This is a genomic window from Clostridium sp. (genome assembly GCF_036569345.1).
Classification (GTDB): domain Bacteria; phylum Bacillota; class Clostridia; order Clostridiales; family Clostridiaceae; genus Clostridium_AD.
The window spans coordinates 1-7,789 of the sequence record NZ_DATCQT010000133.1; the positions used below are offsets into that span (position 1 = coordinate 1).

Sequence of the window (7,789 nt, forward strand, 5' to 3'; positions counted from 1 at the left end):
TAACTATATGTCACCTGATGAGTTTGAAATGGAATACGAGAAAGCAAACAAACTTAATATATCAATAGCAATTTAAGTTTAGTGAATTGCTAACATAACCTTCTCATTTTAATTTGTACTTTTTCTTGACAGAGGACCAATAAATTCCAACTCGTGGTCCAAATAAAACATTATTTCCTATGTATATCTCTCCACCATCTAACATTACGCAATCGAAATTGGCATAAAAATTATCTCCTATTGTAATATTAAAACCAAATTCACACCGAAAAGTTGGTTCAAAATGAACTCCTTTTCCAATACTTTTCAGTAGTCTTTTTAATATTTCCTTTCTTTCATACTGCTGACTACCAAAACTATTATTATATTCATTTGTAAGAAATATCGTATTTTCTCTTGCTTGAATTAGTTCTTGCGATAAATCATTATACATTTTACCTGATAAAATAAATTGTTTCTGTTCTTCTAAATTCATAAGATAACCTCCAAACCTACTGTGGTATTTTTTAATCATGCAAATTTTATTTTTTATATAATCACCATGAATTTACAAATTTTACATTACTCACTTTTTTAATTATATCATTATTACTTTAAATTGGTAACCAGAACTGATGTACATTGCAGCCAGTCAATTCTGATTTAAACTTTGGATTAATTTCATTGACAAAGATTACGTATACGTATATTATAAATGCACATCACTTGCAACAACGTATTTTAAAAAGTGATGAAAATTTAAGTATAATACTTTATTATTGAAATAAAGTAAGAAAAGATATTCTGGGGGCTTAAAATGAGAAATATAAAACAGTATCTGTGTCTTCTTTTGGGATTAATGCTCACTTTCAGCTTAATTGGCTGCTCAAGTATAGCTAAAAATACCACACCAACAATGAAACCTCAAAAAATAGATGCAAATAGAACTAAGAAATCACCTAATCAAAAGAAAAATGCAACATCAATTAGTAATGATAAAAGGTCTGTAAATGGTATTTTTAAAGTTTCTTATATAGACGTAAGTCAAGCAGATAGTATTTTAATACAGCAAGGCTCAAGCTCTATGTTAATAGATGTAGGGAACAATGCTGATTCAGAAATAGTTAAAAGTTACATGTCAAATCAAGGAATTACCAAATTAGATTTTCTAGTAAGAACCCATCCTCATAAGGACCATATCGGAAAATTAGACTACGTAATAAACAGCTTTCAAACAGGTAAAATATATATGCCTAAAAGGACTACAACAACTAAAACGTTTAAAAATGCAGATAATACTATTAAGAGCAAAGGATTAAAAGTTACAGCGCCAAAGCCAGGGCAAAGTTTTAAGTTAGGTAAAGCTACATGTACTGTATTAACTCCTAGTGGAAGTGGATACGAAGATGTTAATAATGAATCTATAGTTATTAAAGTAACTTTTGGAAATAATTCATTCTTATTTTCTGGAGATGCAAAAGATGTATCGGGAAATGAGATGTTATCAAAAGGTTACGATCTTAAAACAGGCGTATTGAAAGTTGGTCAACATGGAAGCTATTCTTCTATTACACAAGGATTTTCAAATAAAGTTAGTCCCAAATATGCTGTTGTTAGTGTTGGAACTCATAAAGAAAACAAAGATAGACTTAAAGTAAAAAATAGTTCTGTATACCGAACTGAGGAGAGTGGAACTGTTATTGCCACTAGTAATGGTAATATCATAACTTTTAATTCAGTAACTTCGCCTAATACTGTAAATTATAATATCATATTTAAAAACGATGTATTTGTGGGTGATTCTATAACCTTACGTATGGCGCTATATAAGTATATAGATTTAAGCAGATTAATAGCCAAAGGTGGGGCAACAGTTACAGTTATAAAAAGCTTATTAGTAGCCTCCACTATTAAAGCACCAACAAGAGTAATAATATCTTGTGGCGTAAATAATTTAGGTGTAGCTAAATTAAATGAGGCTGATTTTAAAAAGCAGTATAGTGACTTAATAGTAGCCGCAAAAAAGAAATATTCAACATCAAAAATAATTGTGGAGCCAATATTTAAAGTTGCTACTGGTTCTAAATTAAGAAACAGCGAAATAATAACATGTAATACTATAATAAAAGGGTTAGCAGCATCAAATAAAATAACATTCTTAGATACATCAAGTATAGATGTAAGTTCATCAGGTATACGAAAAGGTGATGGATTGCACTTTAATTCAAACTTTTACCCAATTTGGTTAGATTTTATAGCAAAGAGGACATAGGTTATTAAATAAGTTCATTGAATGTGTTGATGGAAAAATATTAGATATTTTTTGTATATTTTTAGAAAGAATATCTAAAGGCATCATAATGCCTCCAAGTATCATTGAAGGTATAAATATAAATTGGGCTAAAAGTACGGTTATTCTACTATTGGGAGAGCAAACACCCAATAATGTTCCTAACCCTAAAAATGAAAATAATATAATAAGATATGATATGACAAATCCCAAATAATTTTGTGGCATTGACGCATGAAACATAGTTACACCTGTTATTATTATAATTATTGAAACTATTGTGATATGAATAGCAGTTGTAATAACTGGTATAAATAATACAGCTTTTGAGTCTACTCCATATATCTTGTAGCTTCTGTAAATCCCTTTTTCCCTGGATGATACTATTGGATTAGGCATTCCTAATAGGGTACTAACCGTTATTGTAAAGACTATCATCGAGGGTATTATAGTATCATTAAAGTTCTTGTTAATGTTGGGCATAATTATTGACATCATAAAATAAAATGCCAATGGGAATAAATAATTCATTAGCAGTAAAGACTTATCTCTTACTCCACTTTTAAATTCAAATTCTAAATGATTTAATACTGCTTTCATAATTTTCCTCCCGACTTGTAATATCTATAAATCTTTCCTCTAAAGTAGCCTTTTCAATGATAATATCTACTAATTTATCATTATTAGCTTTAATATAAGTTAAAATATCTGTTAGAGTTTTCTCAATGTCCAGACATTTGAAAATTACATAATCCTTATTTTCTTTATTTGCGATAATTTGTTTTAAATCTAGTTTGATTAATGAATTATCTCTTGTTTTTACAAGTATTTTTACGACATTATTCCCTGAGGTAATAATGTCATTAGGCGTACCTTCTGCCACTATCCTACCTTTACATAAAATTGATACCCTGTCAGCTAATTCTTCAGCTTCATTCATATCATGTGAGGCAAGTAATATGGCAGTTCCCTTTTGTTTTTCTTCTCTCATAACATTATGAAGTTCAACCCTTGTATATACATCAAGTCCAGCCGTAGGTTCATCAAGAATTAGGAGTTTAGGATTATTGGACAAAGCAATAGCCAGTACCAATTTTCTTTGTTCTCCTGTAGACAAATTTCTAAACTGAGTTTTACGTTTACAAGTTAAATTAAATCTTTCAATCAGATCAAATCTTATCTTATTGCCGAGATATAATGAAAACATTTTAATTGCTTCTTCAACGGTTATCATTTCAGGTAGCGAGGATGCTTGTAATTGAACTCCTAATATTTTAGCTATCTTCTTATAATCTTTTTCTGGACTTATTCCATTAATTAAAATTTTACCGCCACTAACTTTTCTAATTCCTTCAATACATTCTAACGTACTTGTTTTACCTGCTCCATTAGGTCCTAATAATGCAAATATTTCACCAGAGGATACCCTCAAAGCTTACATTATCTATAGCCTTAAAATCTCCGTAATTTTTTGAAAACTTATCTACTAACAAAATTGATTTCATGTTTACCCCCTGTATACAACAATTACTTTATAATAACAATAATAATATTATGCTACGTAAATATCATCATAAGATAATACCAATGGAATTTAGTTTTTAAGTAAATTATACCATTATATACATAATATTTATATTGATTAAAGTGTAATTTATTGGAAATGTTTACTTTGTTTACTTCATTAATTGGAAATGAAAATATTTGCTATATAAACATTCTTATGTTTGAATATTCATAATATGGTATAATTTATATAGAATTGCATTGATTTTGTATTTTTTTACAAATTAAAATTTAAAGGGGGTATAAAAATGTTTTGTCCAAAATGTAAATGTGAATATAGAGAGGGATTTAATTTCTGTTCAGACTGTAAAATCGAATTGGTTGAAGAATTACCAAGTGATGAATTGCAAAGTGAAGAATCTAAGTACTCAGAACTTGTTACTATAGCAGAAACAATGGACTTTTCTATAATACCTATTGTTAAGTCAATTTTAGATTATGGGGAAATAAGATATTTTATTAAAGGAGAAATGATTAGAAGTATTGCTGTATTTAATAATATTATGGAAATACAAGTTCCGCTAGAAGATGTTCAAAAGGCAAAAGACTTGGATATAAAGTAGACTATATCTGGTAGAGTGAGTTTAATAAAATTTCTATTCTTTCTTTGGATAATGCTACTTTAACCGCCACTAAAAATATGGTTAATATGTTGGTATCAAAGGGTATGCACAGCATTCTCATAATAGTACCCCTTTTGAAAACTAATACTTACTCTCTGAACGCAGTTCCGACAATCTTATTACTTTTGATATCCACCAACTTTTGTATATTTCCAATTAAAGGTTCTTTTTTTGATTTGAACGTAATTAGATATACTTCTTTACCATCAAGATTTTTATCTTCAAGCGTAAAAGTAGTTGAATCTTTTTTAGCGATACTTTTTTCTATTTTTCCATCTTTCCAAGTACCGATAATTTCATTTTGTTCTACTTTTGAAAGTTGGGTCCACACAATTTCTCGAACATCTTTTTTGTTAATAATTGAACTGTCTTTATTTCCACAACCAACCATAATGCTAAATACTAATAATATTAAAGGTATAAGTCTTATCCATTTTTTCATAAATGTTAATTCACCTCCATTTTTCTTTCTTAAACATTAGACGTGTATATTGGATGAAAAGTTCTCAACTAATACATTTAAGTTTAGTTTATTAAATTTGTTAAATTTTACAATTATATCCTTACTTAACTATACAACATACTAATACAATTATCTATCAAAACTAGACCCCAATAAGAATATCTTGTGAATATTTCAAAAATTATATTTAGTTATCTTCCTAAATAATTAGGTTTTCTTTTTTCTAAGAAAGCTTTTAATCCTTCCTTAATATCTTCTGTTTTGCTACATTCTATCTGAGCTTTCACTTCTTCTTTTATATATTCTTCAAAATCAGAAAATTGAGCTTTGTAAATTAACTCTTTAATATTTTTATAAGCAACAGCCGGACCGTTTGCCATTTTCAATGCGAGCCTATTTGTTTTCTCATCAAGTTCCTCAATTGAACACACCTCGGTTACTATTCCCAAGCCAAATGCTTCTTTTGCAGATAATCTTTTTCCTGTCAAAGCCAGTTCAGAAGCTTTTGATACTCCTACAGCTCTTGTTAATAGATATACTCCGCCCGTATCAGGTATAAGTCCTATATTTACAAATGCTTGTATAAACAGAGCATTTTCAGCTGCGATGCAAAGATCACATGCAATTGCAACATTAAATCCGGCTCCAGCAACTGGACCATGTACTGAAGCGATTACAGGCTTAGGAAGTTTTTTAATTTTTACCGCTAATTCTGCAGCTTTTTGAATTAATTCACCAAACCCTTGTCCTTCGTCTATAGCTTTATTCATTGCACCAATATCTCCACCACCGCTAAACCCTTTTCCAACACCATTTAATATTACTACTCTTATTGCTGGATTATTTGCACATTCATCCAACGCCATATTTACCTCTGATACCAAAGAATAATCAAACGCATTTAAATTTTCTTTGCTATTGAGTGTAATTTTTGCAATACCATTGTCATAATTAAAAATAACTTTTTCGTAACTCATCCTATTACTCCTTATAATTTGATAAAATAATTTCTAAACTAACATAGTATCCCCTTTATAAGCCCCTAAATCAATGAAGAGTTCATTATCTGATAATGTCAAAATATCTTCATTGAAATATTGCACACTGTCCGTTTGAATCTTTTGTAACGAAGAAATATTCCCACCTATTGGATTTTATATTTACATGCATAACATTTTATTATTTTTCTATTGCCATATCATAAATTCCCCATTTGTCATTTCCATATGGGAAGATACCTTCACGATATTTCTCGTCTACAATTCCTGTTGCTTTGTAACAAAAATGAGCAGAAAGATTATTATCAAATACGCCCAAAGTAACTCTCTTTACCTTTAATATGTCAAAAGCATATCTTATGGCTAAAGATACCATCTCTTTTCCATATCCCTGTCCTCGGATTTGTGAATCTACAATAATAAATCCTAAGTGGATGCTTTCATTTTGGTAATCTGCCATACGCATTAAAAAATGGCCGACTGGTGTTCCTCCTTCATTAAGAGCTGTCATTATCCACCCATTATCATCTTCTTCATATTTTTGATAATACTCATTTAATTGCTTCTTAGTTAATGGATATGTAAATTTATCTGCACACCATTGTGTAAAAGTAAACTCATTGTTAATCCACTTTAAAATGTATTCAGAATCATTTAATTTATATGGTCTTAAGCGGATCATATTTACCCCCTATTATATAAATTATTTACTGTAGGTCTATTAATAAATTGCTAATCTGTCCCGTTATTTTGAGATCTACATATAGCTGATTGCAAAGTCCTTCTATATAATCACGTTTGGCTATTACACAAATCCATTCTTTTGGAATGCTTTCATAACCGTAATATATCCCCGCAAGGCCTCCTGCAACTGCAGCAACTGTATCAGTATCTGCACCAAGATTAACTGCCATAAGAATACAATCCCTATAGTTTTTTGTATTCAGTAAACACCAAATAGAAGCTTCAAGTGTATCAACTACATATCCACTGCTTTTAATATTTTTAAGAGGTATTTTAGAAAACGTCTTATTACTGAGTCGTTTATAATAAAGCAGTTCATTTGCAAACTCATCATGTTTTTTATAATATTCTATTGCATTATAGATGCCCATTTCCACTGCTGACTCAAGGTCCTTATCCACTGTTAGCATATTAGCAATGGATATGTATATGCCACACGCAATTAAGCTGCGTTTATGTGCATGAGTAAGTGATGAAACATTGTGAATTATGTCCATGGCTTTATTATATTCAGTGATTTTTGTTCCATAAATAGATTGTAGATAAAATAAAATAGGCAAAATTCTCATAAGTGATCCATTGCCGTTATCATTATCACTAAGTCCACCGCACTCTAAAGGAGTTGTTCCTCTTTCAAAACAAAACAATGCTTTTCTCGTAACATTTCCTACATCAAAAATATGTCCATGTGCAGCGTAATCTCCGTTATTAATCCACTTTATAAATTTTGTCATTATATCATCGTAATCGAGCCCCTTAGAAAGGCTATCTATAAGACATAATGTCATACTTGTATCATCAGACCATGTCCCTGCAACCTGATTATGAGTACCATAGGATCGCATATTAATTACAGGGTTTTCCCTAAGCGTTTCTCTATTTTCAAATTCAACTGGAACACCTAAAGCATCAGCAACACATGAGCCCATTATCCCATTTAATATATTGTTTTTCATTATCTCACCTCTTTCATATTTTTAAGTGTACTCTCGGAAACTCTTAAGGCATTGCTAACTCTTGATTCATTTTTGCTCAAAAATCAACTTCACCTCAAAATTTTTTCGTGCTATATATTGTACGGATAGCCTAGATAATTCATGCTATTCGTAGCATTACCTATTTATTT

Annotated in this window: 9 protein-coding genes; 2 read left to right on the forward strand and 7 right to left on the reverse strand. The window is 30.0% G+C overall.

Going from position 1 to position 7,789, the window contains the following annotated elements; genetic code table 11:
* Positions 1–103: 103 nt before the first annotated feature.
* The gene (locus VIM70_RS12730; protein WP_333783848.1) at positions 104–475 is read right to left on the reverse strand and encodes a maltose acetyltransferase domain-containing protein; all 372 of its coding nucleotides are present in this window, start codon (positions 473–475) and stop codon (positions 104–106) included.
* Between the two features lie 321 nt (positions 476–796).
* On the opposite strand from VIM70_RS12730, the gene VIM70_RS12735 reads away from it, so the two are divergent.
* Positions 797–2,251, forward strand: a complete 1,455-nt coding sequence (locus tag VIM70_RS12735) for an MBL fold metallo-hydrolase (protein WP_331946141.1) — start codon at positions 797–799, stop codon at positions 2,249–2,251.
* Here the strand turns inward: VIM70_RS12735 and VIM70_RS12740 are convergent.
* Positions 2,225–2,869: an ABC transporter permease gene (locus VIM70_RS12740; RefSeq protein WP_331946142.1), complete on the reverse strand. Its 645-nt coding sequence runs from the start codon at positions 2,867–2,869 to the stop codon at positions 2,225–2,227. The genes VIM70_RS12735 and VIM70_RS12740 overlap by 27 nt on opposite strands.
* A complete protein-coding gene (locus VIM70_RS12745) occupies positions 2,838–3,701 on the reverse strand; it encodes an ABC transporter ATP-binding protein (protein ID WP_331946143.1) in 864 nt (287 codons plus the stop codon). Before VIM70_RS12745 ends, VIM70_RS12740 begins: the two co-directional genes overlap by 32 nt.
* A 382-nt stretch (positions 3,702–4,083) precedes the next feature.
* Here VIM70_RS12745 and VIM70_RS12750 point away from each other — a divergent pair, with 382 nt between their 5' ends.
* Positions 4,084–4,398 carry a hypothetical protein gene (locus VIM70_RS12750; protein ID WP_331946144.1) on the forward strand — a complete coding sequence of 105 codons (315 nt, stop codon included), beginning with the start codon at positions 4,084–4,086 and terminating at the stop codon, positions 4,396–4,398.
* Positions 4,399–4,546: 148 nt separating this feature from the next.
* Here the strand turns inward: VIM70_RS12750 and VIM70_RS12755 are convergent, their stop codons facing one another.
* From VIM70_RS12755 to VIM70_RS12770, 4 genes are all read right to left on the reverse strand, one after another.
* On the reverse strand, positions 4,547–4,900 hold the full coding sequence (locus VIM70_RS12755) for a hypothetical protein (RefSeq protein ID WP_331946145.1): 354 nt from the start codon (positions 4,898–4,900) through the stop codon (positions 4,547–4,549).
* Between the two features lie 212 nt (positions 4,901–5,112).
* Positions 5,113–5,898 carry an enoyl-CoA hydratase-related protein gene (locus tag VIM70_RS12760; protein WP_331946146.1) on the reverse strand — a complete coding sequence of 262 codons (786 nt, stop codon included), beginning with the start codon at positions 5,896–5,898 and terminating at the stop codon, positions 5,113–5,115.
* 202 nt (positions 5,899–6,100) lie between these two features.
* Entirely contained in the window at positions 6,101–6,601 is a 501-nt protein-coding gene (locus VIM70_RS12765) for a GNAT family protein (RefSeq protein ID WP_331946147.1), read from the reverse strand.
* A gap of 25 nt (positions 6,602–6,626) precedes the next feature.
* A complete protein-coding gene (locus VIM70_RS12770; RefSeq protein ID WP_331946148.1) occupies positions 6,627–7,619 on the reverse strand; it encodes an ADP-ribosylglycohydrolase family protein in 993 nt (330 codons plus the stop codon).
* Between the last annotated feature and the right edge of the window lie 170 nt (positions 7,620–7,789).